The sequence below is a fragment of the Betaproteobacteria bacterium genome, assembly GCA_016720065.1.
Taxonomy (GTDB): domain Bacteria; phylum Pseudomonadota; class Gammaproteobacteria; order Burkholderiales; family Rhodocyclaceae; genus SSSZ01.
Map to the genome: position 1 here is coordinate 1,901,555 of JADJXY010000002.1, position 25,101 is coordinate 1,926,655.

Annotated in this window: 20 protein-coding genes; 5 read left to right on the forward strand and 15 right to left on the reverse strand. The window is 66.1% G+C overall.

Annotated features, from left to right (window positions below):
* Positions 1-46: 46 nt before the first annotated feature.
* Entirely contained in the window at positions 47-1,603 is a 1,557-nt protein-coding gene (murJ, locus tag IPM73_12085; GenBank protein ID MBK8918750.1) for a murein biosynthesis integral membrane protein MurJ, read from the forward strand.
* A 13-nt stretch (positions 1,604-1,616) separates the two neighbouring features.
* Positions 1,617-2,243: a YbhB/YbcL family Raf kinase inhibitor-like protein gene (locus IPM73_12090; protein ID MBK8918751.1), complete on the forward strand. Its 627-nt coding sequence runs from the start codon at positions 1,617-1,619 to the stop codon at positions 2,241-2,243.
* 98 nt (positions 2,244-2,341) lie between these two features.
* On the opposite strand, the gene IPM73_12095 is transcribed toward IPM73_12090, so the two are convergent.
* From IPM73_12095 to IPM73_12135, 9 genes are all read right to left on the reverse strand, one after another.
* Positions 2,342-4,399: a sodium-translocating pyrophosphatase gene (locus IPM73_12095; protein ID MBK8918752.1), complete on the reverse strand. Its 2,058-nt coding sequence runs from the start codon at positions 4,397-4,399 to the stop codon at positions 2,342-2,344.
* Positions 4,400-4,467: 68 nt separating this feature from the next.
* A complete protein-coding gene (locus IPM73_12100) occupies positions 4,468-5,727 on the reverse strand; it encodes a 6-phosphofructokinase (protein MBK8918753.1) in 1,260 nt (419 codons plus the stop codon).
* Between the two features lie 13 nt (positions 5,728-5,740).
* On the reverse strand, positions 5,741-6,394 hold the full coding sequence (gene adk / locus IPM73_12105) for an adenylate kinase (protein ID MBK8918754.1): 654 nt from the start codon (positions 6,392-6,394) through the stop codon (positions 5,741-5,743).
* A gap of 104 nt (positions 6,395-6,498) precedes the next feature.
* Positions 6,499-7,266: a 3-deoxy-manno-octulosonate cytidylyltransferase gene (gene kdsB / locus IPM73_12110; protein MBK8918755.1), complete on the reverse strand. Its 768-nt coding sequence runs from the start codon at positions 7,264-7,266 to the stop codon at positions 6,499-6,501.
* A complete protein-coding gene (locus tag IPM73_12115; protein MBK8918756.1) occupies positions 7,263-7,439 on the reverse strand; it encodes a Trm112 family protein in 177 nt (58 codons plus the stop codon). Before IPM73_12115 ends, kdsB begins: the two co-directional genes overlap by 4 nt.
* Positions 7,420-8,424, reverse strand: coding sequence for a tetraacyldisaccharide 4'-kinase (locus IPM73_12120; protein ID MBK8918757.1), 1,005 nt, complete (start codon positions 8,422-8,424; stop codon positions 7,420-7,422). The genes IPM73_12115 and IPM73_12120 overlap by 20 nt, the downstream gene beginning before the upstream one ends.
* Entirely contained in the window at positions 8,424-8,840 is a 417-nt protein-coding gene (locus IPM73_12125; protein MBK8918758.1) for a biopolymer transporter ExbD, read from the reverse strand. Before IPM73_12125 ends, IPM73_12120 begins: the two co-directional genes overlap by 1 nt.
* Complete coding sequence (locus tag IPM73_12130; GenBank protein ID MBK8918759.1) at positions 8,837-9,442, reverse strand: MotA/TolQ/ExbB proton channel family protein; 606 nt, start codon at positions 9,440-9,442, stop codon at positions 8,837-8,839. Before IPM73_12130 ends, IPM73_12125 begins: the two co-directional genes overlap by 4 nt.
* Positions 9,443-9,544: 102 nt before the next feature.
* The gene (locus IPM73_12135) at positions 9,545-10,840 is read right to left on the reverse strand and encodes a GNAT family N-acetyltransferase (protein ID MBK8918760.1); all 1,296 of its coding nucleotides are present in this window, start codon (positions 10,838-10,840) and stop codon (positions 9,545-9,547) included.
* 304 nt (positions 10,841-11,144) lie between these two features.
* Between IPM73_12135 and IPM73_12140 the strand changes: the two genes are divergently transcribed.
* On the forward strand, positions 11,145-12,488 hold the full coding sequence (locus tag IPM73_12140; GenBank protein MBK8918761.1) for an exodeoxyribonuclease VII large subunit: 1,344 nt from the start codon (positions 11,145-11,147) through the stop codon (positions 12,486-12,488).
* A 55-nt stretch (positions 12,489-12,543) separates the two neighbouring features.
* Positions 12,544-13,131: a superoxide dismutase [Fe] gene (locus IPM73_12145; GenBank protein MBK8918762.1), complete on the forward strand. Its 588-nt coding sequence runs from the start codon at positions 12,544-12,546 to the stop codon at positions 13,129-13,131.
* A 109-nt stretch (positions 13,132-13,240) separates the two neighbouring features.
* Here the strand turns inward: IPM73_12145 and IPM73_12150 are convergent, their stop codons facing one another.
* Entirely contained in the window at positions 13,241-13,903 is a 663-nt protein-coding gene (locus IPM73_12150; GenBank protein MBK8918763.1) for a PEP-CTERM sorting domain-containing protein, read from the reverse strand.
* 395 nt (positions 13,904-14,298) lie between these two features.
* Positions 14,299-15,711 (reverse strand): PLP-dependent aminotransferase family protein, encoded by a 1,413-nt coding sequence (locus tag IPM73_12155; protein MBK8918764.1) that lies wholly within the window; start codon positions 15,709-15,711, stop codon positions 14,299-14,301.
* Between the two features lie 211 nt (positions 15,712-15,922).
* Here IPM73_12155 and IPM73_12160 point away from each other — a divergent pair, with 211 nt between their 5' ends.
* Positions 15,923-16,258, forward strand: a complete 336-nt coding sequence (locus IPM73_12160; protein ID MBK8918765.1) for a DUF2917 domain-containing protein — start codon at positions 15,923-15,925, stop codon at positions 16,256-16,258.
* On the opposite strand, the gene IPM73_12165 is transcribed toward IPM73_12160, so the two are convergent.
* The 4 genes from IPM73_12165 to IPM73_12180 are packed head-to-tail and all read right to left on the reverse strand — an operon-like array spanning position 16,195 to position 24,971.
* A complete protein-coding gene (locus IPM73_12165; GenBank protein ID MBK8918766.1) occupies positions 16,195-17,442 on the reverse strand; it encodes a FecR domain-containing protein in 1,248 nt (415 codons plus the stop codon). The two genes, IPM73_12160 and IPM73_12165, sit on opposite strands and share 64 nt — an antisense overlap.
* Positions 17,443-17,458: 16 nt before the next feature.
* Positions 17,459-19,141, reverse strand: a complete 1,683-nt coding sequence (locus tag IPM73_12170) for a ShlB/FhaC/HecB family hemolysin secretion/activation protein (GenBank protein MBK8918767.1) — start codon at positions 19,139-19,141, stop codon at positions 17,459-17,461.
* Positions 19,141-22,671: a filamentous hemagglutinin N-terminal domain-containing protein gene (locus tag IPM73_12175; protein MBK8918768.1), complete on the reverse strand. Its 3,531-nt coding sequence runs from the start codon at positions 22,669-22,671 to the stop codon at positions 19,141-19,143. The genes IPM73_12170 and IPM73_12175 overlap by 1 nt, the downstream gene beginning before the upstream one ends.
* Positions 22,672-22,679: 8 nt before the next feature.
* Entirely contained in the window at positions 22,680-24,971 is a 2,292-nt protein-coding gene (locus tag IPM73_12180; GenBank protein ID MBK8918769.1) for a CHAT domain-containing protein, read from the reverse strand.
* Between the last annotated feature and the right edge of the window lie 130 nt (positions 24,972-25,101).

Below are 25,101 nucleotides of genomic sequence, written 5' to 3' on the forward strand. Positions count from 1 at the left end.
GCGTAGAATTATAGCTTTTGTGCCCAATACCGGGCAACGAGACGCCATGAACCTGTTGCGTGCCCTGGCCACGGTCAGCGCCATGACCCTGCTTTCCCGGATCCTTGGCTTCGTACGCGATTTCATCGTGGCTCGGGTTTTTGGCGCCGGCTTGGCAACGGACGCCTTCTTCGTCGCCTTCAAGCTCCCCAACCTGCTGCGCCGCATGTTCGCCGAAGGGGCTTTCTCCCAGGCTTTCGTGCCCATCCTGGGGGAGTACAAGAATCGGCGCGGCGAAGCCGAGACGCGGCTATTGGTGGATCACGTGGCCGGGGTGCTGAGCCTGGTTCTGTTGATCGTCACGGCCCTGGGTGTCGCGGCGGCGCCGGTGCTGGTGTGGATCTCCGCACCGGGCTTCGCGGCCGACGTGGAAAAGTTCGAGCTCACCGTACAACTCACCCGCATCACCTTTCCTTACATTCTGTTCATGTCCCTGGTGGCCCTGGCGGGGGGCGTTCTCAACACCTGGAGCCGCTTTGCCCTGCCGGCCTTCACTCCCGTCCTGCTCAACCTCTCGTTCATCGGCATGGCGCTCTTCGCGGCGCCCTATTTCGAGCCCCCCATCCTGGCCCTGGGCTGGGCCGTTTTCCTCGGGGGCATCCTGCAGCTGGCGCTGCAAATTCCCGCCCTGCGCCGCATTGGCATGCTGCCACGCCTGACGATGGATTGGCGTCGAGCCTGGCAGGATCCCGGCGTACGACGCATCATCACCCTCATGGGCCCGGCCATGGTCGGCGTCTCGGTGTCCCAGATCAGCCTGCTCATCAACACCATATTCGCGTCGTTTCTTGGCGAAGGCAGTGTCTCCTGGCTGTACTACGCCGATCGCCTCATGGAGTTTCCCGCGGGCATGCTGGGCGCGGCGCTGGGGACCATTCTGCTGCCTTCTCTCGCCAAGTACCACGCCGACGATCGCACCGAGGACTATTCGCGCCTGCTGGACTGGGGTCTGCGCCTCACCTTGCTGCTCGCCGTTCCGGCCGCCTTGGCCTTGGCGCTATTGGCCGTTCCCCTTGTCGCCACGCTCTTTCATCACGGCGCCTTTGGCAGCGAGGATGTCTTCCGTACCCGGGAGGCCCTGGTGGCCTACAGCGTGGGACTTACCGGGCTCATTGTGGTCAAGGTCCTCGCCCCTGGCTTCTACGCACGGCAGAACATTCGCACCCCGGTCCGCATTGCCATCGGCGCTCTCGTCGCCACCCAGGTCATGAACGCACTCTTCGTATTGGGCCTCGACCTGGGCCACGCGGGACTGGCGCTCTCCATCGGGCTTGCCGCCTGTCTCAACGCCGCCCTGCTCTACTTCGGCCTGCGCCGCCACGGCGTCTACAAGCCCCAGCCAGGTTGGATGCTGTTTCTCGTCAAGCTGCTCATCGCCCTCGTGGTCATGGCCGGTGCCCTGATGGCAGCCGCAGGCCCAAATTCCCTCTGGCTCGAGGCAGGCAGTGCGACGCGCATCGGCCGCCTCGGCGTCCTGGTCGTTCTCGGCGCGGGCGCCTATTTCGCTACACTGGGCGTTCTGGGATTTCGTCCCGCCGACTTCCGGCGCCGGGCGGCAGAATAGAAGGAGGACACCCATGAAACTCGTCAGCACCAGCTTTTCCGAAGGGCAGCTCATCCCGGGGGAGTACGCTTTCTGTACCCCCGATCCCGCTCATCACGTTTGCCTGGGTCGTAACTTGAACCCCCACCTCGCCTGGAGCGAGGTGCCGCCCGGGACGCGTTCCTTCGCAGTCATTTGTTGCGATCCGGACGTCCCCAGCCGAGGCGACGACGTCAATCAGGAAGGACGCAGCGTCCCCGCCGAGCTTCCGCGCGTCGATTTCTTTCACTGGCTGCTGGTGGACCTGTCGGTGGACCGCCGCGAGATTCAGGCGGGTGAATTCTCGCGGGAAGTCACACCGCGGGGCAAGAGCGGCCCCCAGGGGCCCCAGGGGACACGGCAGGGGATAAACGACTACACCGGCTGGTTCGCCGCAGACCATGACATGCGCGGCGACTACCATGGCTATGACGGCCCCTGCCCCCCGTGGAACGACGAGCGGATGCATCGCTACGTCTTTACCGTCTATGCCCTGGATGTAGATCGTCTGGAACTCGATACACGCTTCGACGGCGCCGGACTGCGCGCCGCCCTCGCCGGCCACATCCTCGACGAAGCGTCCCTGACCGGCATCTATACCCTCAATCCAGCTCTCGGGTAGGCCGCAAGCCGGCACAGGCCAGGGCTCTTCCCGCTGCCAGCGCAATGCGGCACAAGAAAAAGGCGGCCGAAGCCGCCTTTTTCTTCGCCGGATTTCGATCAGGCCATGAGCGGCACGATGAGCAGGGCCACCAGGTTGATGATCTTGATGAGCGGGTTAACCGCCGGGCCGGCCGTATCCTTGTACGGGTCGCCGACGGTATCGCCAGTCACCGCCGCCTTGTGGGCTTCGGAACCCTTGCCGCCGAAGTGGCCGTCCTCGATGTACTTCTTGGCGTTATCCCAGGCACCGCCGCCGGTGGTCATGGAGATGGCCACGAACAGGCCGGTGACGATGGTCCCGACCAGCAGGCCGCCCAGGGCCTGGGGCCCGAGGGCAAGACCGACGACGATGGGCACCGCGACCGGCAGGATGGACGGAATCATCATTTCTTTGATGGCAGCCACAGTCAGCATGTCCACCGCGCGGGAGTAATCCGGCTTGGCGGTTCCTTCCATGATGCCGGGGATCTCCTTGAACTGGCGGCGCACTTCGACCACCACGGCACCCGCCGAGCGACCCACCGCCTCCATCGCCATGGCGGCGAAGAGGAAGGGAATCAGACCGCCGAGGAAGAGACCGATGATGACCATGTGATTGGACAGGTCGAAGGTGATGCCGGTGAGGCCAGCGGCTTCCAGGCCGTGGGTGTAGTCGGCGAAGAGCACCAGGGCAGCGAGGCCGGCAGAACCGATGGCATAGCCCTTGGTCACGGCCTTGGTGGTATTGCCCACCGCGTCCAGGGGGTCGGTGACGTTACGCACTTCCTTGGGCAGTTCCGCCATTTCGGCGATGCCGCCGGCGTTGTCGGTGATGGGGCCGTAGGCGTCCAGCGCCACGACGATCCCTGCCATGGAAAGCATGGAGGTGGCGGCGATGGCGATACCGAACAGGCCGCCCAGCGCAAAGGCCGCGTAGATGGCGATACACACCGAAATCACCGGCAGGGCACAGGCCTTCATCGAAATGCCGATACCGGCGATGATGTTGGTCGCGTGTCCGGTCTGACAGGCGGAAGCGACGTGCTTCACCGGCGCGTAGTCGGTACCCGTGTAGTACTCGGTGATCCAGACCAGGGCAGCGGTCAGCACCAGACCCACGACGGAGCAGCCGAACATGCTCATGGTGGTGATCTTGGCAGCGGTATCGCCGTCCCCGATCATCCAGGAGGTGATCGGGTAGTAGGCGATGAGCGCCAACACACCGGCCACGGCCAGTCCGCGATACAGAGCGGCCATGATCTTGCCCCCTTCGGTGGCCTTGACGAACATGCAACCGACGATGGAGGCGATGATCGACACACCGCCCAGGGCCAGGGGGTAGAGAACCAGGTTCTCGCCCAGACCGGGCGAGGTCTTGATGACCAGCGCTGCCAGCACCATGGTCGCCACCACGGTCACGGCGTAGGTTTCGAACAGGTCGGCCGCCATGCCGGCGCAGTCGCCCACGTTGTCACCCACGTTGTCGGCGATCACCGCCGGGTTGCGCGGATCGTCCTCGGGGATGCCGGCTTCCACCTTACCCACCAGATCGGCGCCGACGTCGGCCCCCTTGGTGAAGATGCCACCGCCCAGACGGGCAAAGATGGAAATCAGGGAAGAGCCGAAGGCCAGGCCGATCAGGGGCTCGATGACGTGGTGCAAATTGGCGTCGGCGGCGGCGCCCATGCGCAGCACGGCGTAGTAGCCGGCCACACCCAGGAGGCCGAGGCCCACAACCAGCATGCCGGTGATGGCGCCGCCCTTGAAGGCAACCGCCAGCGCCGGAGCGATACCGCCGCGGGCGGCTTCAGCCGTGCGCACGTTGGCGCGGACAGAAACGTTCATGCCGATGAAGCCGGCGGCGCCCGAAAGCACCGCACCGATCAGAAAGCCGATGGCGGTTGGCCAGCCCAGCTTGGGCACGAAACCAATGACCAGAAACAGAATCCCGCCGACCATGGCGATGGTCTTGTACTGCCGGGCGAGATAGGCCGACGCCCCCTGCTGGATAGCCTTGGCGATTTCCTGCATGCGGGCATTCCCCGCCGACAAGCCAAGAATCTGGCTGCTCGCAACCCAGCCGTAAAGCACGGCCAGGACGGCACACCCAAGTGCCAATATCAACGCTGTAGACATCAAACCCCTCCTTTGGTTAATGAGCTAAAACCACTACTGAAACCTTGAGCCGACCTGAACCGCCAGGGCTAAACCTTGTACTCCCCCAGCTTCTTCGGCACGGCGCAGTTTTTTAGATGCACGTAATCTGGCAGCCCGCCCTTGAAGGGTGGGGGGTCCTCCCCCTCTATTAATGGGCGCAGGTACGCGCGGCACGCGTCTGTGATGTGAAACCCATCCGCCGAAATGAACTCCGGCGGCATCTTGCGTTCGACATTGGCGACGTCCTTCAACGCCGCCACGCCGATTTCCCAACGGTATGGCGCATCGGCCTTGCGGTCGATGGTTGGCATGACGGCGTTCTTCCCGGCCAGGGCCAGATCCACCGCCGCCTTGCCCAGGGCGTAGGCCTGATCCACATCGGTCTTGGACGCGATGTGGCGGGCCGAACGCTGGAGATAATCGGCCAGGGCCCAGTGGTACTTGTGGCCCAGGCGATCCTTGATCAATTGCGCCACCACCTGCCCCACCCCCCCCAATTGGGAGTGGCCGAAGGCATCCTTGGCGCCGGATTCGGCGATCAGCTTGCCAGAGGCATCGGAAAGACCTTCCGAAACGCCGACCGTACAGTAGCCGAAACGCTTCACGCACTCGTCCACCCGAGCGACGAAGCGCTCCGGGTCGAAGGGCACTTCGGGGAAGAGCAGGAGGTGGGGCGGCTCGCCCTCCGCCTCGCTGGCCAGACCGCAGGCCGCGGTGATCCAGCCGGCGTGACGGCCCATGACTTCGAGGACGAAAATCTTGGTGGATGTGCGCGCCATGGAAGCCACGTCATAGCCCGCCTCGCGCATGGAGGTGGCGACATACTTGGCCACCGAGCCGAAACCCGGGCAGCAGTCGGTAAGTGGCAGGTCGTTGTCCACCGTCTTGGGGATGCCGACGCAGACCACCGGGTAGCCGAGCTTCTCGGAAATCTGCGACACCTTCCAGGCGGTGTCCATGGAATCGTTGCCGCCGTTGTAGAAGAAATAACCGATGTCGTGGGCGCGGAACACCTCGATCAGGCGCTCGTATTGCGCCCGGTGCTCGTCCAGGCTCTTCAGCTTGTAGCGGCAGGATCCGAAGGCGCCCGCCGGCGTGTGCTTGAGGCGGGCGATATCGGCATCGGATTCCTGACTGGTGTCGATCAGGTCTTCGGTGAGGGCGCCGATGATGCCGTCGCGCCCGGCAAAGACCTTGCCTATCCGGTCCGGATAGCACCGGGCCTCCTGGATGAGGCCGCAGGCGGTGGCATTGATGACGGCGGTGACACCTCCCGATTGTGCGTAGAAGGCGTTCTTCGCCGTCATCACCAAAACCTTCTTACTTCAGTGCTTCGAAAACGCGGGCGGTAATACCATCCACGCTGCCGACTCCGGCGACCTTGCGCACCTTGGGGGCCTTGGCGTCGCCGCCGGCCGACCACTTGCTGTAGAAATCCACCAAGGGCTTGGTCTGGGCGTGGTAAATCTCCAGACGCTTCTTGACGGTCTCTTCCTTGTCGTCGTCGCGCTGGATGAGGTCTTCGCCGGTGGCGTCATCCTTGCCGGCCACCTTGGGCGGGTTGAAGGTGACGTGATAGGTTCGGCCGGAGGCCAGGTGCACACGACGCCCCGCCATACGGGTGATGATGTCGGAATCGGGCACATCAACTTCCAGCACGAAATCGATCGGCACACCGGCGTCCTTCATGGCCTCGGCCTGGGGAATGGTGCGCGGAAAACCATCGAACAGGTAGCCGTTCTTGCAATCGGGCTCCTGCAGGCGATCCTTGACCATTCCGATGATGACGGCATCGGGCACGAGGCCGCCGGAATCCATGTGCTTTTTGGCTTCCAGGCCCAGCGGAGTGCCGGCCTTGACCTGAGCCCGCAGCATATCGCCGGTGGAAATCTGGGGAATGCCGTACTTTTCGCAAATAAACTTGGCCTGCGTGCCCTTGCCGGCGCCCGGAGCGCCCAAGAGGATGAGTTTCATGGGAAATCCCTCTGCATTGTTTGTCGTTGATGGAGTTTTGTACTTCTTGTGCCGGTCGGCGCCGACTTCAAGGTGTGAAAAATTACTCGGTATTTCAGGCCGGGTCAAACCCTTTGCGCAAAGACTTTGCTCATGCGATCAGCGTCTTCCGGGGTGTCGACCCCGGGGGCCGGAGCCACATCGACAATCAGGACGGAAATGCGGTAGCCGTGCCAAAGCGCCCGCAATTGTTCAAGGGACTCGAAGCGCTCGGTAGGCGCCGGGGCGAGTCCCGCGTAAGCATGCAGAAAGCTCGCACGATAGGCGTAGAGCCCCACATGGCGTAGGGCGGGCAGTTCCTGGGGCAGAGTCTCGCCCCCCCCTTCCCGGGCAAAATGGTCCCGGGCATAGGGAATGGGCGCCCGGGAGAAGTAGGCTGCATCACCATCCTGGCGGCAAACCACCTTGACCACGTTGGGATTGAAGAAGTCGGCAGCGTCCAGGATCGGGTGGGCCACCGTGGCAATGGCGGCACCGGTGGCGGCCAGTTGCCCTGCCGTGCGGGCGATGATCGCCGGTTCGATCAGGGGTTCATCCCCCTGCACATTGACCACCAGGGTTTCGCCGTCCCAGCCTCGCAGCGCTGCCACTTCGGCGAGGCGATCGGTGCCGCTGGGGTGCTCGGCCCGGGTCATGACCACCGGAAGCCCATACATGCGGGCCGCCCGTTCCACCTCGGGATGATCGGTGGCCACCAGAACTTCATCAGCCCCGGACTGCTGCGCACGCTCCGCCACTCGCACCACCATGGGCCGCCCGCCCAGATCGAGGAGGGGCTTGCCCGGCAGCCGCGTCGACGCGTAGCGGGCCGGTATGACGACCTTGAAGCTCATGCTTCCTCGGGTTTCAGTTGCCGCGCCTCGTCTTCCAGCATGACGGGGATGTCGTCCCGGATGGGAAAGGCCAGACGACAGGGCTTGCAGACCAGTTCCTGCTCCGCCTTGCGATAATCGAGATTGCCCTTGCACAGGGGGCAGACAAGGATGTCAAGAAGCCTTGCGTCCACGGATTTTCTCCACGATGAGATCGACGAGGCCAGGGGGAATCCCCGCCTCCACCGGTAATACCCAGGCTTCGCCAGCCAGGTCCGGCGGGCATTTTACTGCATCCTTCTCGGTGAGCAGGAGCACGTCACCAGGGGGAATGGCGAGATCCTCGCGGCAAAAGCGATGGTGATCGGGAAAGGGTCGCGGCGCCACGTCCAGCCCCAGGTCGGCGAGGGTGCGGAAAAAACGCTGGGGATGGCCGATCCCCGCCACCGCGTGCAGACGGCGCCCGCGCAGGGCTTCGGCACTACAGGTCTGTGCCATGTCGTGCAGGCGATGGAAGGGCCCGGGCTGCAAGCTCATGGAGAAACTGCGCGGCGCCCTGCGATCCACCCCGGGATCGCAGGCGCCATTGAACACCACGGCGTCCACACCCTTCAGGCGCACCAGGGGCTCCCGCAGCGGGCCCGCCGGGAGCAGCCAGCCATTGCCCGCACCACGCCCGTCGAAGACCGCCAGCTCCACATCGCGAGCCAGGCGATAGTGTTGCAGACCATCGTCGCAGACCACGACGTCCACCTCGGGATGCTCAGCCAGCAGCGCCGCTCCGGCCGCGGCCCGGTCGCGGCCGACCCAGACCGGGCAAGGCGCCCGACGGGCAAGCAACAGGGGTTCGTCGCCCACCAGGGCGGCGTCGCCATCGGGTCTCACTTGCAGGGGGGCCGTCGCGCCACCGCGGTAGCCGCGGCTCACGATGCCAGGGTGCAGGCCGCGCTGGGCAAGTTCCCGCACCAGGGCGAGGGTCAGGGGCGTCTTGCCGGCGCCCCCGACGATCAGGTTGCCGACCACGACGACGGACACCGGCAAGCGCCGGGTCGCCAGCCAGCCCCGCCGGTAGGCAAGGCGGCGGGCGGCGGCCAGGACCGCGAAAAGGGCGGAAAGAGGAACGAGGGGCAGGAGTCCGGCGGCGATGCGAGGCTCGAACCAGCGCTCCTGCAAGGCCATCAGCGCGGCGTCTGGGTGGCGAAGGAAATGTGGGGATAGCCCGCCGTCTGGGCAGCCTGCATGATATCCACCACGCTCTGGTGGGTCGCCTTGGCGTCGGCATTGATGACCACCACCGGATCGCTGCGTTCGCCGGCGGCCCGGCGCAGGGCTTCGGCTATGGTTTTGACGTCGGTGGCGGCGAGGGGCGACTTGTTCACCAGAACCTGCCCGCTGGCCGTGACGGCCACGTCGATTTCATTGGGTTTTTCCGGCTGTTTGTTGGCTTCCGCCGTAGGCAGGTTGATTTCCAGCCCCGAGAACTTGGCGTAAGTGGTGGTCAGCATGAGAAAGATGATGATGACCAGGAGCACGTCGATCAGGGGAATCAGGTTGATCTCGGGCTCTTCCCGGCTGCGGCCGCGCTGGAAGTTCATTTGCGCTCGCCGTGCATGTACTCGACCAGTTTGACGGCCTGCTGCTCCATTTCCACCACGAATCCATCGACCTGGGCGCGGAAGTGGCGCCAGAAGATCATGCTGGGAATGGCAATGACGAGACCGAAGCCGGTGTTGTAGAGCGCAATCGAAATGCCGTGTGCCAGCTGCATGGGATTGGCCCCGGTAGGTGCCTGGGAAGCGAAGATCTCGATCATGCCGACCACGGTGCCAAAGAGGCCCATCAGGGGGCTGATGGAGGCGATGGTGCCCAGGGTGGTGAGATAGCGCCCAAGATCGTGGGCGACGGCGCCGCCGGCTTCCTCGATGGACTCCTTCATGACTTCGCGCGAGGAGCTGACATTGCGCAACCCCGCCGCCAGGACGCGGCCAAGGGGGGAGTGCTTCTCCAGATCCCCGACCAGTTGCTCATTCCCTCCCCCGCGCTTGTACTCGCCTACGGCGCGCTGGAGGAGTCCTGCGGGAACGACCTTGCTGCGGCGCAAGGCAACGAGACGCTCGATGATGAGGGCAACGGCGATGATCGATGCCAGCAAAAGGGGCCAGATGGGCCAGCCGGCAGCCTGAACGATGGCGAACACGTAGGATTCCCCGCAAAATGACAGCCGCTGATTTTGCCTGCCGGCGTCCTTCCCGGCAAGCCCTGCGCGCCGCCGTGCATCCCGCGCCGGCGCCGCAGGCGCTCAAACCAGGAACATGGTGGCGTTTTCCAGATCTTCGTGGGTCTTGCCCTGTTGCAGGACATTGACGAACTTGCGCCAGATGATGTCGGGCTCGCCCAGCCTGAAGCCATAGAATCCGTTGAAGCCGTTGGCCCTGTCGCGCACCGCGAGGGCCTTGACGGTCGATTGTTCGAGGCGCCCCAACTGCACCGTGGCGTCGCTCCACACATTGAGCGGCAGCGGGTCGGTGGAGTGGGCCTGAAAGCCGAAGGCGGAAACCTCGACCACCTGCATCTGGTAACGCATGCGCCCGTCGGAAATGATCACGGCGAGCTCCCCCGGACACTTCACCGAATAACGCTGGTGCTGGCGCAGCTTGGATCCCTCGCCCTCCCGCTCGGGAATCGGCGGCAGGACGCTGCGGTATTCGCCCAGATCGTAGATGGAGTGCAGCAACAGCCGCTTGCGTTCATCGAGGTTGGCGAAGCCCTGGGTACGCTGGTTGAAGAAGTAATCGAGCAGATCCGGGGTCATCACGGGATCGTTGGTGGTGAAGTAGCGACGCTTGGGCAGATGGATATTGGCCAGCCGAACCTCGGCAAAGTAGGCATGCAGGTTCTTGCGCGCCGGCTTCTTGCCATAGACCGCCTTGAAGGTGGCCGGGGCGTAGAGCAGGTCGAGGCTCGCCCCGACTGCGGGCGCTCCGTTGGCGAAATCGTATTCCTCGACCACATTGGCCGTAAGCCGCTGGAAAAAAAGCAGCGACTCGTACATCTCGATGCGATTCGGGTTGACCGCGATGACCAGGTGCCGCACGTCGAAGAAGGTCGTGCAGTACTCGTACATGAACTTCATGAGGGGGAAGAGGATGGACCCCCCGGTCTTACGGAAGCGGGGATGCACCGCCAGGGCCGAGACTTCGGCCACCTGCCCCTCCCGGGCGCGCACATTGGAAAGGTCGAAGATGGCCTGGAGCGGAAAGCCCAGGGCGCTCTCCCGGATGAGAGAGATGGTCCCCACCACCTCGCCGTCCCACTTGGCACACAGGGTCGTCGTCGTCGGCAGGGCGTGGTAGAGGGTGACCCGCATCCCGGAAGGGTCGGGCTGCATGAAGCCGGCGTCCACGTAGGCGTCGTGCAGGAGACGGAAGCAGGCCTCGAGTTCCTCCCGCGTCTCGGCGATCTTCAACTGCAGGCGCTCGCTGGGGGCGGGATCGCAATCGACGAAGGAACGATAGATGGCGAAACGCCGCTCCCGCGGCAAAGCCGCAAACAGCCTGCGCATGGCCCGATGCCATAGTTTTCCGATTGACGACATACCCTGGACAGCCTTTTTATTTTCCTCGCTTGGAATACTACTCCAGGGCTGATGTTTGGAAAGCCTTGATTTCATTCGCGCTCCAGGTCGCCCTCACCCGAAGGCGGGACTTACCCCCATTTTCTGTGGATAAGGTTGTGGAGCGACAGCCACCAGGTATCCTAAGTCGCCAGCCCCGTTGAACTTTCCCTGCCGTGCCCGAAAATCAGGCATACGGTTTTCGCCCCCACTCCGACTGCCGCCTTGACCGAGCCCCTGCCCGGCCCCGAGACGCGCTAGAATCCCGGTTTGCCTCCCGCCCGCCATGCTCGGAACGCCCTCCCCGCCGGTCCTGACCGTTTCCCTGCTCAACCGGCAGGTGCGCGAGTGCCTCGAAGCCGGATTTCCCCTGTGCTGGGTGGCCGGCGAGGTCTCCAACCTGACCTACGCCGCCTCGGGCCACGTCTACTTCACCCTCAAGGACGCCACGGCCCAGGTGCGCTGCGTCCTGTGGCGCAATCGGGCCCAGACCCTGGGGCGGCGCCTGGAAATCGGAGAACGGCTTGAGGTTCGCGCCCTGGTGTCTTTTTACGAACCGCGCGGCGAATTCCAGCTCAGCGTCGAAGCCGTGCGCAGCGCCGGCCAGGGCGAACTCTACGAACGCTTCCTGCGCCTCAAGGCATCCCTGGAGACGGAAGGCCTCTTCGACCCCGCCGCCAAGCGTCCCCTGCCAGGCTTCCCCCGCCGCCTGGCCATCGTCACCAGCCCCCAGGCCGCAGCCCTGCGCGACGTGCTGAGCACCCTCGCCCGCCGGGCGCCCCACCTGGCCTTGACCCTCTACCCCACGCCGGTCCAGGGCGAAGGCGCAGCCCAGTCCATCGCCGCCGCCCTTCTCCAAGCCGGGGCCGGCGACCACGACCTCGTCCTGCTCTGCCGCGGCGGCGGCAGTATCGAAGACCTGTGGGCCTTCAACGAAGAAGCTGTCGCCCGGGCCATCCGCAACTGCCCGGTACCCGTGGTGGCGGGCATCGGCCACGAAACCGACTTCACCATCGCCGACTTCGCCGCCGACCTGCGCGCCCCCACCCCCACCGCTGCCGCCGAACTGGCGGCCCCGGACCGTGCCGCCCTCCTCGCCCGCGTCGAGAGCCTCGCCGATCTGCTCCAGCGACGGGCCGAGCGCCATCTGGCCCAGGCCAATCAATCCCTGGATCGCCTCACCGCCCGCTTGCTCCACCCTGCCCGCCGCATCGCGCTCCAGCGCGAAGCCCTCGCCACAGCGGCCGATCGGCTCCAACGCAGCACCCTGCGCCGGGTGAGCGCGGAACGGATGACATTGGCCGCCCTCAAGGCCCGCCTGACGGCCAGCCGGCCGGCCACTGCGGTGGAAGCCGAACGCCTGCGGGGCATGGCCCTGCGCCTGGCCGGGGCAGGCCGTCACCGCCTCGCCCTCGCCAGCGGGAAACTTAAAGCCGCTTCTGCGGGTCTGAGCCCACTCAACCCCCATGCGGTGCTCTCCCGGGGTTACGCCCTGGCCCTGGACCGCCAGGGGCGTGCCATCCGGGATGCGGCATCGCTCCAGCTTGGCGAGCACCTGCGCCTCGCTTTCGCCCAGGGAGAGGCCCGGGTCGTCGTCGAGGAATTGCCCCCCGGCCCGGCCACCCGCTAGACTCCTGGCATTACCACCGCTTTCCCTCAACCCCAATCCAGATCCGGAGAAAACCATGGAACACCAACTGCCGCCCCTGCCCTACGCCAAGGACGCCCTCGCCCCCCACATGTCGGCCGAAACCTTTGACTATCACTACGCCAAGCACCACCAGGCCTATGTCACCAATCTGAACAACCTCATCAAGGGCGGCGAGTACGAAAATCTCGACCTCGAAGCCATCGTCAAGAAGGCCCCCGCCGGCGGTATCTACAACAACGCCGCCCAGGTGTGGAACCACAGCTTCTTCTGGAACTGCATGAAGCCCGCCGGCGGCGGTGCCCCCAGCGGCGCCCTGGCGGCCGCCATCGACAAGAAGTGGGGCTCCCTGGATGAGTTCAAGAAGGCCTTCCAGGCCTCCGCCGTGGGCAACTTCGGCTCCGGCTGGACCTGGCTGGTGAAGAAGGCCGACGGCAGCGTCGATATCGTCAATATGGGCGCCGCCGGCACCCCCCTGACCACCGGCGACAAGGCTCTGCTCTGTGTCGACGTCTGGGAGCACGCCTACTACATCGACTACCGCAACCTGCGGCCCAAGTTCGTCGAGACCTTCCTCAACAATCTGGTGAACTGGAGCTTCGCCGAGCAAAACTTCGGCGGCTGATCGCCGGGTTCTTACCTGGATCGCAGGCTTGAGCGGTTCCGGGCTCGCGACTGACAAAAAGGGCACCCTGTCATCAGGGTGCCCTTCTTCGTTGGTCCCATCCAGTTGCTTATCCGCGGAAATGCGTTCGGCGTCGCCCGATAGCACCCATCCCGAGACCGGCTACGGCAAGACACGCAAGGATGCCGGGCTCCGCAACGGTCGCAGAATCGGCCACCCGTGCAACAAGGGTGAAGCTGAATGTGCTGGGGAGAAAATCTCCAGCGTAGTCCAGCCCCGTCATCGACAGCGTGCTGCCGTCGAAAGTCCCTGAGTACTCGCCGAACCATCCCATCGAGGTGCACGCGCCGGTCGATGGAAACCAGGTACAGTAGTCTTCGCTGCCCTGGAAGGTGGCGCCGAGCAAAACGGAGAGATAGGTGGGAAACTCAAAACCAAGCGCTGCCGCGCCGCCACTATCCACTGCAAGGCTGTCAAACTGAATCTGGTCACGCTCGTAGCCATCAAGCGGGAAGAAGGAGGTGACGACGAAAACCCTGTCCTGCCGTACATTGAAGCTACCAGAGAGCGCGAACGTTTGAGGCTGCGCAGACACGCTGCAGTTGCCAAATGGGTCGCAAATCGTAAAGCCGGATGGCGTATACGTTACCGAGCTCTGACTCGGATCAATATTGACGACGACCGCGTTTGCGCCACTGGTGGCCACACTCAGCAGCAGGACCACGACGCCGGAGAGGGCGGCACGGATGGACTTTCGAATTGAGGATTTCATAGGAGATCGATAGGTTTGAGAAGGAGTGGCGAGGGAATCCGCCAGGGGAGTTTTTTTGGGCGGATAGGAACCGCGAAGAAGCCCCAGCAACATACATGCCATTTGACACAAACAATCCAATATTCATAGGCATGTTTCAAGTCCCGCGTTTCCCACGGGCTTTGAGTAGCGGTATCTGTAAGAAATACCGACAGCATTAAACGGTGTTCTCGCGCTTGCCTTCGCCATTTGGTGCGACCGGGAAATACGGCAGAACGGCCCGACACGCCCCGGGACCACCAACTTCTACGTCGCAGCGACCTTGAGCGCAGCGAATGCCCTCTTTCGTCTCCGCCGACCAACCAGTGGCCGATGGCTCATTCCGCCTGAAGGCCAAGAGGCAGGTTTGCCCCCCCTCACCCCAACAGCCGCCCCAGCCGCCGCACCCCCTCCTCGATTTCCGGGCGCATGGGGTGGCCGCAGTTGAGGCGCAGGCAGTTGCGGTACATGCCGCTGGCGGAGAAGAGTTCGCCCGGCACGTAGGCGACGCCTTCGGCCAGGGCGGCGGGGTGGGCGCGCAGGGTGTCGGCCCCTTCGGGCAGTTCGACCCACAGGACGAAGCCAGCCTGGGGTTGGGACACGCGCGTGCCGGCGGGGAAGTGCCGTGCCACCGCCGCCTGCATGGCGGCCACCTGGTCGCGGTAGGCGCGGCGCAGGCGGTGCAGGTGGCGGTCGTAGGCGGACGAGGCCAGGTACTCAGCCAGGACACGCTGGGTGATGGGGTTGGTGGCGCCGCTCGACACGGTCTTGTGCAGGGCGATGGCCTGCCGGTAGCGGCCGGCCGCGACGTAGCCGATGCGCAGCGAGGGTGTCAGGCTCTTGGAAAAAGAACTGCACAGCAGGACGTTGCCCGTCTGGTCGAACGCCTTGATCGGCCAGGGACGGGTGGGGCCGGCGTAGAGTTCGCCGTAGATGTCGTCCTCGATGACCGGGATGTTGCGGCTGGCGGTCAGGGCGGCCAGACGCCGCTTGTGTTCGTCCGGCATCACCTGGCCCAGGGGATTGCTGCCGTTGGCGACGATCAGGCAGGCGGCGATGCCGCCCTGGCGGCTGGCCAGTTCCAGGGCTTCCACCGACACGCCGTTGCGGGGGTCGGTGGGAATTTCGAGGGCCTTCAGCCCCAGGGTCTCCAGCAGTTGCAGCATGAGGTAATAGGCCGGAGACTCCACCGCCACGGTATCCCCCGGCCGGGTCACGGCACGCAGGCAGAGACCGATGGCCTCGGTACAGGAGTGGGCGATGACGATTTCCTCCGCGTCCAGCGGCCCTCCCCAGGCCAGGGAGCGCCGCACCAGTTGGCGCACCAGGGCCGGGTCGTCCATGTTCATGTGGCTGCCGCCCTGCAGCAATTGCGGATGGCGCCGCGCCACGCCGGCGTAGAGCCGGTTGAGGGCGGCAAGAGGAAGCAATTCGTTGGCGGGGAGTGCCGCCGCCAGGGGCACCACGTCTGGCCGCGCCCCGGCTTGCAGGACGGAGACCAGACGCTGGGAGATGGTGACGCTGCTGGCCGCCTGGGGCGTCGCATGGGCGCGGGGCGCCTCCAAGGCCCGCGGACCGCGCCGGACGTAATGGCCTGACTGGGGCCGGGCTTCCACCAGGCCCCACTCTTCGAGCCGACGCAGGGCCTGCACCACGGTGGAAACGGACAGCCTGCGCTCCTGCGCCAGCCGCCTGACGGAGGGCAGGCGCTCTCCCGGCCCGAGGACGCCGTTCTCGATCATGCCGGCGAGATCGCCGGCCAGGCGCTCGTAGCGCAATTCAGGATTCATGCAGCGGCCTTGCGGGGGCAATACAGTTCAGAGGGAAAAGGAGCGGTACAGACGAGCGAATCACTTTCTGTGCTCATTACAATTCACTTTATTTGCAACTGTACCGTACTCCGGCCCAATCCTACACTGGACTATCTGCCTGCCGCGTCGTCACTTCGCGCCAGACACCCGCCCGAACGCACCAACGGGCTCGTCCAAAATGGTTTCTAGGATGGAAATCGACCTGTCCCGCAGCGAACTGACCGTGTACCGCAACGGCCCGCTCCGCCTCTCCAAGGCAAGGGGCCGGGTGATCCGCTGCGTGGAGGGCCGGGTCTGGATTACCCAGGCGGGGCAGTGGGAGGATGTCTTCCTTGGCCCGGGAGAAACTCTGTGCGTCGCCTCCGACGGCCTGCTGCTGATCGAAGGCGCGCACGAAGGCAAGGTCCGGGTCTTGCCCCCGGAATGCCGGGGGCTGGGCTCCCGCAGCCCGGGAAGCGCCTTTCAGCGCTGGCTGGTCTCCGCCCGCACGGCCACCCAGACGCCGTCGCGAACCTGCAGCAGGTAAGTCTCGCGGGAATCGAAACGGTAGGGCTTGCCGCCCTGTTTGCCCTGTTCGCTCACGGTGGAACTGACCTTGACCTCGCCACAGCTTGCGCTGCCCACGGACTCACCCTTGACGCTCAGGCGGCGCTGGCGGTAGTCGCTGAGGCTCGCCAGGGCGGCCAGTGCACTGTCGGAGAATTCCTGCCGGTTGAGGTCCAGGGTGGCCGTACCGCCCTGGGGATCGAGGACGGTGGCCCGGATGGCGGCGTCCGGGGCAAAGAGGACGATGACCGCCGCGCCGTCGCGGCGCTGGATGGCGCCATCCAGGGCGGCGAGCCACTTGCGGGCCACGGCCTGGGGTTCGCAGAGCGCAGCCTCCGGCGCCCGCGCCACCGGTCCCCGGTCGCTGTCCTGCTGCCGACGGGCCAGTTGACGCGAACCGGTGTCGTCGGCGGTGGCGGCAAAGGCGTCGAGTTCGGCATCGAAGGAGCCGGGGACATAGAAGCCGGGTACCCGCTCCAGCACCACGGGCAGGAGCAGGGTCATCAGGGCCCGGGTGCGCTGCTTGCCAGGGGCCCGGACGAAGCCGACCTTGCCGGGGTCGATATCGACGCTCTTGCCGGCGGATTCCAGGGTCGTTCCCCCGCGATTCACCTTGTCGTAGGTGCCGGTACGATAGGTGCCGTCCGGCGACTCGATGTCCTTGTCCAGCACGTAGGGCTCGTGGTCGGTTCCCCGCACGCCTATGGTCGCGGTGGGGGTGTTGACGCGGTAGTTCTCGCGGTTGGCGCGGCCGATCCAGCCGGTGATGATGCGCAGGGAGCCGGTAAAGACGCGCATGACGAAGTTGTCGCTTTTTTCTCCCCGGGCGGAAAATCCTTCCGCCGCAAATTCCGCGCCGGGGCGCACGGCGATCATCCCGCCGTCGTCGGTCTTCAAGACCGCTTCGGAATTGCTTTCGGCCCGCACCCGCTCGCCCACATAGACCAGATCACCCTCGCGCAAAGCGCGGCTGCGCCCCCCGTTGCTGGCGTGCACGTCGCCCTTGAGGCGCCAGACGAGGGCAAAACGCAATCCCTTGGGTTCAGCGGCGCCGGGTCCGTCGGCGGCCTGGGCAACGGGGACCTGCGCAAGACCGACGCACAGCAGCAGGGCGAGGAAGACCCCCCGCGCGATTTGCCCTGCGTAAAGCGAAACCTTGGTCATGCCGCGCTCCCGAAATTTAGAAGAAATTGTAGCTGAGCTGCACATGAACACCGTCGTCCTGAAGAGTGCTGCCACCGCCCGGGACTGAATCCGGCCGCTGCAGGCGCCTGGCCAGGGCGAGATCGAGCGAAAAGCCCTGCCAGCGCGCCCTTGCCGCCAGGCCCGCCGAAGACAGGATGGCCGCATTCTCTCCTTGATTGCGGCCGCGGCCCCAATCATAGAAGGGGATGAGATTGAGGCTCGCCCCGTCGCCCCGCAGGACGGGGAAATCGAATTCGAGGCTGGCCACCGCGCCCCTGTCGCGGATGAGCTGGTTCTCGCGGAAGCCACGCACGGTATAGACGCCGCCGATGGCCATGCGGTCGATGGCCGGCAGATTGGCGCTGGTCCCCTGGCTGGAGCCGCGCAGGACGATCTGGGCGCCGTTGTCCATGACGCGTCGGGCGTACTGGAACTGGCCCAGCCAGATGCGGTAGTCGCGATCCGGAATCAGGGTGGTGATGCCGGGCAGGCCGACGGGATCTTCGAGATTGTTGTGGGCCGTGGTCAGTGTGGCGCGCAGGGCGATGGCCTGGGTCTCGGTCCTGAAGCTGTACTCCTGCCACAGGCGCCAGGCACGGACCTTGATGACGCCATCGGGCTCGCCGGCGGCGAAGGCGAAGGGGCGTCCCAGCAGGGTGGTGCGGTTTTCCCGCAGGACGTAATGGGCGCCGAGGGCGAATTTGTGGGCCAGGGATTCATAAAGCAACTGGCTCAGGCCCACGTCGCGGCTATCCAGGGTGCTCTTGATGTCCAGGATGCCGAGGGGCTCCTCGACGACCGAGGAGCGGCCGTGGTCGATCTGGACGGAAAGCTGGGTGCCAGCGTAGGTCAGGGGGAAACGCCAGCCCAGGCTGTAGCGCCGGCTGGGGACCGATTCGGTGGACTCCTGCCAGGTGGCCTCGATGAGATCGCCGCGCCCGGTGGCGTCGCGCAGCCAGCCGCTGATGCCCACGGACTCGGAGCCGATGGAAGGGGGACGGTAGTTGTTGGCGAAAAGGCTCAACTGATAGGGCCGCGCCCGTTGCACATTGAGGTCCAGAATCGCTTCCCCCGGCTGGCGGCCGGGCAGCAGACGGGCGTTGATACGCTCGAAGAGCGGATCTTCCAGGAGCAGCAGGAAGCGCTCGCGCAACTGGTCCGCGTTGAGCACCGCACCCTCGTCGCGCACCAGGCGGCGGACGACGTATTCCTCATCCAGACGGCCCAGCCCGGCGATGCGCATCTCGCTCAGGCGCCCCTCGACGATCCGCACCGTGAGCACCGCATCCTTCACCCCGCCCAGGAGGGCACCGGAATTGACGTAGCCTCGTTCGATGTAGTGCCGGGTCAGGGCCTGGCGCAGCGCCTCCAGGTCGCCCTCGCCGAGTTCGCGCTCCAGATAGGGGGCAGCCAGCGCGGCGAGTTCGGCGGTGGGAATCGCAGTATTGCCTTCGAAGATCACCTGCCGCAGGCCTTGCTTCGCGCCGGCGCCTTCGGGCGCAGCCTGGGGCGGCGGTGCCACCGGCGGCAGCTTGAAACTGTCGGAAGGCACTGTCTCGCGGTAGAGGGGCGCCCGCGGTTCCTGCACGTTGAAATGGTCGGCGGTATCCACGGCGAGGGCGGACCCGATGAACGAAACACCCCCCAGGGCCGCGAGGGCGAGAACGAAAGCACGCATCAACCGGTACACCTTGCGCCGAGGGAAGCCAGGGGCGGCACGGCGGCGGCGGCACCCGGAGAGGGTGCCGGCGACGACAAGCCATCGGCACCGAGGAAATCCCGTGCCGAGGGCGCGAAGCCCCCCCGGCCGGTCTGCACCAGGGAGCTGCCCGCCCCCAGGCGGCACGGGCTGCGGCCCAGATCGCCGGTTCCGATGGCCTGACCGGCAAGCCCCGTGAGGCTGCCGGACAGATCGAGAACCGGCGCCGTTACGGCGATGACGCCGCTCACACCGTCGGGCGCTGCGGCCTGGATGACGTTGAAACCGAAGACGCCAGGGACGAAGGTGTACGGCGTGCTGCCGCCGACGAAGAGGCTGTTGCCGCTGGGCACCAGCCATTGCACATTGATATTGACGTCGCCGCCGCTGGCCGCCAGCGCCGCGGTGTTGGCCTGGATGAAGCCGGTGTTGAGGACGAGCCCCAGGGCGTCGATGGTGATGTCGCCCCCGTTGCCGGTCAGGCCCGCCACCGAGGTGGTGATCTGGGAGTTTTCCAGCACCACGAAGGCATTGGGCCCCAGGATGGAGATGCTGCCGCCGTTGCCGTCCACCGAACTGGTGGAAATGGCGCTGGGGTCGAGGAAGAGCAGCTTGCCTACATTGACGACGATGTCGCTGGCCGCCACGTTGCCGCTGGAAGCCGCGGTGATGGCGGCGTCCTGCAGGACGATGACCGGCGCCGTGACCGTGAGTTGCGTCGGGGTGAGCAGCAGGGGATCGAGGACGACGGCCTCGTTTTCGATGGACAGGGAACCGCCGTCGGCCAGCAGGATGCGTGAGGCGGCGGTGACATCGACCGTCCCCGTCTGCCCCGCGCTGAAGGCGAAGGCCTTGCTGGAAATCCGGGAAAAAGCCCCGGAGACCTCCAGGCTGCCGGCATTGACCGTCACGTCGCCGGCCCGCCCCAGGGAATAGGTATCGGAGGAAACCGAGCCGCCGTTCAGCACCCGCATGGCACCGCCGACCCGCACATTCACCGAGCCGGCATCGCCGTCCCCCAGAGCGTCGCTGGAAATGAAGGTCAGCAGTCCCTGACCATCGACGGTGAGGGAGCCGGCATTCACCGTCACATTGCCCGCCCGGCCGATGGAATAGGTATCCGAGGACACCGAACCCCGGCTGGCCACCCGCATGGCGCCGTCCACATTCACCGTCACCGAGCCGGCATCGCCGCCGCCCAGGGCATCGCTGGAAACGTAGGTGGCGGTGCCTTCGCCATCCACATTGAGGGAACCGGCCGTTACCGTCACGTCGCCGGCGTTGCCGAAGGAATAGCTGTCCGAGGACACCTGGGCGCCCCGTAGCACATGCATGGCCCCGCCCACCCGCACCGCCACCGACCCGGCGTTGCCGTCGGCCCGGGCGTCGCTGGAGATCACACTGCCGTCCTCGACGGTCAGGCTGCCCGCACGCACCGAGACATTGCCACCGGAACCAAAGGCGTAGCTGTTGGACGACACCGCGGAATTCCAGGACAGGCGCGCTCCCCCGGTGACCGAAACATCGAGGGAACCCGCGTCGCCGTCGCCGCGGGATTCGGAAAGGATGTCGCTGTCGTCGAGGGCCAGGGAGCCCGCCCGTACCACCACGTCACCGGCACGCCCCTGGGAGACGGTGTTGGAGGAAATGGAGGAATTATCGTAGGCCCAGAGCGCCCCTGTGACTCGTACATCCACGAGACCTGCATCTCCCACGCCATTGGAGTCGCTGGAAATGCGGGATTCGCCGCCCATCACCAGGCTGCTGGCCCGCACCGTCACGTTGCCCGCGTTGCCGAAGCCCTGGGCGTTGGAGGTGATCTTGCTCAGGGTGTAGAGGGACAGGTCGTTCGTCACCCGCACGTCCACCGCCCCCGCAGTCCCGTCGCCCAGGGCGTTGCTGCGGATATTGCCCCCGACGTCGAGCACCAGGGAAGCCGCCTGGATGCTGACGTCGCCCGCCTGGCCGGTGGAATAGGTATCGGAGGAGACGAAACCGTCGTTGAAGATCGCCATGGCCCCGCTGACGCGGATATCCACCGATCCCGCGTCGCCGATGCCCACGGCGTCGCTGGAAACGTAGGCATTGTTGCTCGTGTAGCCATTGATGAGCATCGACCCGGCGGTGATCGTGATATCGCCGGATCGTCCGAAAACGCCGACGCTGTATGAATCCGAGGACACGTGCCCCCGGTCGAGGACGTTCAGGCGCCCGGCGACGTTGAGGTCGATGTCGCCCGCATCGCCATCGCCGTAGGAATCGCTGGAAATCTTGGCGAAGAAGCCCTGGCCGTCCACATTCAGGCTACCGGCGGTGACTGAAATATCGCCGGCACGGCCGGTAAGGTAGGTATCAGACGACACACGGCCGCCGGCCAGCACGTTCATGGCGCCGCTGACATTGACGCTGAGCGGCCCAGCGTTGCCATCCCCGAGGGAGTCACTGGAGATTTCCGCGAAGCCCGCGCCCCCTCCCTCGATGGTCAGGCTGCCAGCGCTGACCATCACGCTGCCGGCGTTGCCGGTGGATAGGGTGCTGGACGAAATCGAGGCACCGTCGTAGACGTACAGGTTGCCGCGCACCTGCACGGTGACCGAACCGGCGTCGCCGGTAGTGCCCGCATCGGCGCTGCTGCGGATGACCGAGTGTTCGACCCAGCCCGTCCCGGAAGCCACCTGGACATCCCCGCCGTGCAGGGCACCGGGGGCGGAGCCGTCGATGAGGCTGTTGCTCAACATGATCAGACTGCCCCGCGCGTCGGGCAGGGCGCCGCTGATGCCGACCTCCCGCGCCCCCGGAGCCCCGAGGGCGATGACCCGCACGTCACCACCGCCGCTGGCGACGGTACCGCCCTCCATATAGACATCGCCGGCCACGACGCTGAGGGGCTGGGCGGCGGTGCTCAGGGTGGCGCCATCGACCACATCGACCCAGGCCCGGGTGGTGCCCAGAAAGCCGAAGGCTTCCGGCGCCGCGCTGGAAAAGGTGCTGGCGTGGGTGGTATCGGCGTAGAAGCGGCCATCGGGAAACTTGAGATAGTTGGCGGTGCTGACATGGAAGGCGCCGGGCACATCGACGACCGCCCCGGCGCCGAAGGTGACCCCGGCCGGATTGATGAGAAAGAGGTTGGGCGTGCTGCCGGTGCCGCCGGGGTCGACGCCGAGGAGACCATTGATGAGGGAAGCCGACCCGCCCGTGACCCGGGAGATGATATTGGTGGCGGGCGCCGTGATGGTGAACACGGCTCCGTCGCCGCTTCCCACACTGAAGGAGGAAAAACTGTGGAAGACGTTGGCACCGGCGCGTTGGCCGTAGCTTTCCGGCAGCGGGACCACGTTGTAGGTCACCGCATTGTGGGTCACCGTGCCCGAGGTGCCGAGGGCCGTCGTCGAACCGCTGCCGATGCTGCCGTCGCGCACGATGTTGGTCGCAGCCCCGGCACCGCCCCCCAGCAGGGAGAGCGGCAGGGCGAGGCAGAGGGCGGGGAGAGTGCAGGGAAGGCGGGTCATGGTCGATCTCACTGCCAGTTGCCGATCAGGACAAAGGGCGCCCAGTAGAAGGGGTCCCGGAATTCGTCGTTCTTGAGCAGCCCCAACTGGGCCTGACGCAGGGCCTGGGCCTTGCTCAGGCCGCCCCCGGAGATGCCGCGATAGAACTGCTGCATGAGGGTCTTGGCGGCGTTGTCTTCCACCGGCCACAGGGTGCCCAGCACGCTCTTGGCCCGGGCCTTGATTGCCGCACCGGAAATGCCCAGGGGAGCGCGGTCGTTGCCCTCGGCGGTTTCGCAGGCGGAGAGGGTGAGCAATTCGAGGGGCGTCTCCTGCAGTTTCCGGCTGCGCAAGAGGGCCTGCAAGTCATTGACCTTGAGCAGATCGTCGTAGGCCATGATGAAGCTGCTGTCCGCGCTGCCGCCGAAAATGCCGTGGGAGGCAATATGGACGATGCGGTAATCGCCGGTCTCCGCTTCCTGGCGCAGGCGGCCCAGGGTGAAGTCGGCGTCGAGCAGGTTGGCGCCGGGAAGAATGCCGGCCAGGGCCTGGATTTCGTCCCGCACGCCGGGCAGGGCCAGGCGCGTGCGCCAGTCGTCCAGTTGGCGCAGGCGATCGGCGGATGGTGGCGCCTCGTCGGGCAAACCACGCACACTGCGCAGGGTGCGCGTCGCCGCCAGACCGCGGGTGGAGGTCGCACCCCGCGACCCGGGGTTGAGCACCTGATCGGTCATGGCTCGATCGAGTTTGCCCACCACCGGGCCCGGTTCGGCCATGCCCATGACCAACGCCCGGCTGTCGGATTTTTCGGCACTGGCCGCGTTGGTCAGGCTGAGGCCGGTCACCAGGGAGACCGCGTAGCGCTCGATGGCGTAGGTCTCGCCGTCGTGCAGCGCGGCCAGGGGAATGAGGCGCAGCGCACCGTCCGGCACCACCACCAGGGCATCGACGCCGCGCTGGCGCAGCGTGGGGGAAAAAGGCGCCAGGAGCCATTGGTCGAGCTGGCGCGCCTGGGGACGATGGTCGGGCAGCCCGTTGCGCAGGGTATCGGCAAATTCGAGAGCCGCCTTGCGCAGGGCGGCGGCGCCCACCGGGACGCTGCGGCGCTCGATACCGGCGCCGGTTTTCAGGAGGAGTTCGAGGCGGTCGGCAAAAACCAGGGGATAAAGCACCGCGGTCCCCGCCGGCAGGCCCCGGCTGATGCCCCCCTGCACGGCTTCCACCGAGCAGCGGTCACCGAGAAAATCCTGCAGTTCGGTCTGGCGGATGAGTTCGATGGCCTCCACCGCCGCCTGGAGCCGGGCCGCCTGCACCCCGGCGGGCTGGGCGTCAAGGCGACGCAGCAGCAGGTCGGCGTATCCCAGGTAGATGGGCTCCAGGGTGGCGCGGAAGGAGGAACGGCCGTCCTCGTACTCGATGGGGATGTCCTGGCGCACGGCCTCGATGCGCGTCACCGCCCGCATGTAGGCCGCCAGGGCCGCCTCGTCGTCCCCCGCCGCCCGCAGCAGGCGGGCTTGGCGCCATTCCAGGGCAATGAGCAGATCGGCCACCGCGGCGGCTTCGAGCCGGCCGGCCAGCGCCAGGGCGTGGCGGCCCAGGTTGAGGGCGTCGGCGCCGCGACCCTGATCCTCGTACATCTGGGCCAGCACATCGTGGGCCTCGACCTCGCCGCGGCCATCCCCGCCGGCGGCCGCCAGACGGCGCGCCTTGTCGGCGTGGGCGAAGGCCAGCTCCAGGGCCGGCGTCTGGCCGAGCAGGGCAAGCTGGCGCGCCTGGTGGCCCAGATTGAGGTGCTGGCGGGCCCAGCGGGGATCGTCACCCAGGCCGGCAAGCCGGCCGGAAACGGCCTTGAGGGCGGCGAGGCGCTGGCCGTCCGGGGCCAGACGGGCCAGGTTGAGTCCCGCCGAGAGCTGGATGTCTGCATCCTGCGGGGCCAGACGCTGCGCCTCGCGGTAGCGCTCCTCGGCCTGAACCTTCTGCTGGCGCGACTGGGCCAGATTGCCGAGATAGAGCGCGTAGCGGGCCCGCCCGCTGCCGTCGTGCGCCGCGTAGGCCCGTTGCAGAAGCGTTTCTGCCCCGGCCAGATCGCGGACCTGGAGGAGACCGATACCCAGTTCCCCTTCGGCCCTGCTGCGGGAGGCGCCGTCGGGCGCCCGCTCTACGGCGGCGGCGAGAATTTCCAGGGAGCGCTGCAATTGCCCGCGATTGCGCTGGGCAACCCCTTCAGCCAGCAGACTCTCCCAGTCGGCCGGCGGCTGGGCGCGGAGCGGCCCTGGCAGCAGCGCTGCCAGCAGCCATAGCAATACCAGTAATCGCCCCATCGACCCCATCGATCTGCTCCCCTACACCCCTGCCATTATCCCGGAATCCGCCCCCGCCGGCTTGGCGGATTGGCCAAATAAATCCTGGGCTTGCACGAGGGGATCGAGTGCCCGCGGGCCGGTATCGGGC

Bases quoted from the DNA above. Each gene is read 5' to 3' on its own strand.
- adk (MBK8918754.1), bottom strand. From the start codon at position 6,394: ATGAAACTCATCCTCTTGGGCGCTCCGGGCGCCGGCAAGGGCACGCAG.
- IPM73_12180 (MBK8918769.1), bottom strand. From the start codon at position 24,971: ATGGGGCGATTACTGGTATTGCTATGGCTGCTGGCAGCGCTGCTGCCA.
- kdsB (MBK8918755.1), bottom strand. From the start codon at position 7,266: ATGAGCTTCAAGGTCGTCATACCGGCCCGCTACGCGTCGACGCGGCTG.
- murJ (MBK8918750.1), top strand. From the start codon at position 47: ATGAACCTGTTGCGTGCCCTGGCCACGGTCAGCGCCATGACCCTGCTT.
- IPM73_12120 (MBK8918757.1), bottom strand. From the start codon at position 8,424: ATGGCCTTGCAGGAGCGCTGGTTCGAGCCTCGCATCGCCGCCGGACTC.
- IPM73_12135 (MBK8918760.1), bottom strand. From the start codon at position 10,840: ATGTCGTCAATCGGAAAACTATGGCATCGGGCCATGCGCAGGCTGTTT.
- IPM73_12150 (MBK8918763.1), bottom strand. From the start codon at position 13,903: ATGAAATCCTCAATTCGAAAGTCCATCCGTGCCGCCCTCTCCGGCGTC.
- IPM73_12100 (MBK8918753.1), bottom strand. From the start codon at position 5,727: ATGACGGCGAAGAACGCCTTCTACGCACAATCGGGAGGTGTCACCGCC.
- IPM73_12175 (MBK8918768.1), bottom strand. From the start codon at position 22,671: ATGACCCGCCTTCCCTGCACTCTCCCCGCCCTCTGCCTCGCCCTGCCG.
- IPM73_12160 (MBK8918765.1), top strand. From the start codon at position 15,923: ATGGAAATCGACCTGTCCCGCAGCGAACTGACCGTGTACCGCAACGGC.
- IPM73_12125 (MBK8918758.1), bottom strand. From the start codon at position 8,840: ATGAACTTCCAGCGCGGCCGCAGCCGGGAAGAGCCCGAGATCAACCTG.
- IPM73_12165 (MBK8918766.1), bottom strand. From the start codon at position 17,442: ATGACCAAGGTTTCGCTTTACGCAGGGCAAATCGCGCGGGGGGTCTTC.
- IPM73_12170 (MBK8918767.1), bottom strand. From the start codon at position 19,141: ATGCGTGCTTTCGTTCTCGCCCTCGCGGCCCTGGGGGGTGTTTCGTTC.
- IPM73_12155 (MBK8918764.1), bottom strand. From the start codon at position 15,711: ATGAATCCTGAATTGCGCTACGAGCGCCTGGCCGGCGATCTCGCCGGC.
- IPM73_12140 (MBK8918761.1), top strand. From the start codon at position 11,145: ATGCTCGGAACGCCCTCCCCGCCGGTCCTGACCGTTTCCCTGCTCAAC.
- IPM73_12145 (MBK8918762.1), top strand. From the start codon at position 12,544: ATGGAACACCAACTGCCGCCCCTGCCCTACGCCAAGGACGCCCTCGCC.
- IPM73_12095 (MBK8918752.1), bottom strand. From the start codon at position 4,399: ATGTCTACAGCGTTGATATTGGCACTTGGGTGTGCCGTCCTGGCCGTG.
- IPM73_12090 (MBK8918751.1), top strand. From the start codon at position 1,617: ATGAAACTCGTCAGCACCAGCTTTTCCGAAGGGCAGCTCATCCCGGGG.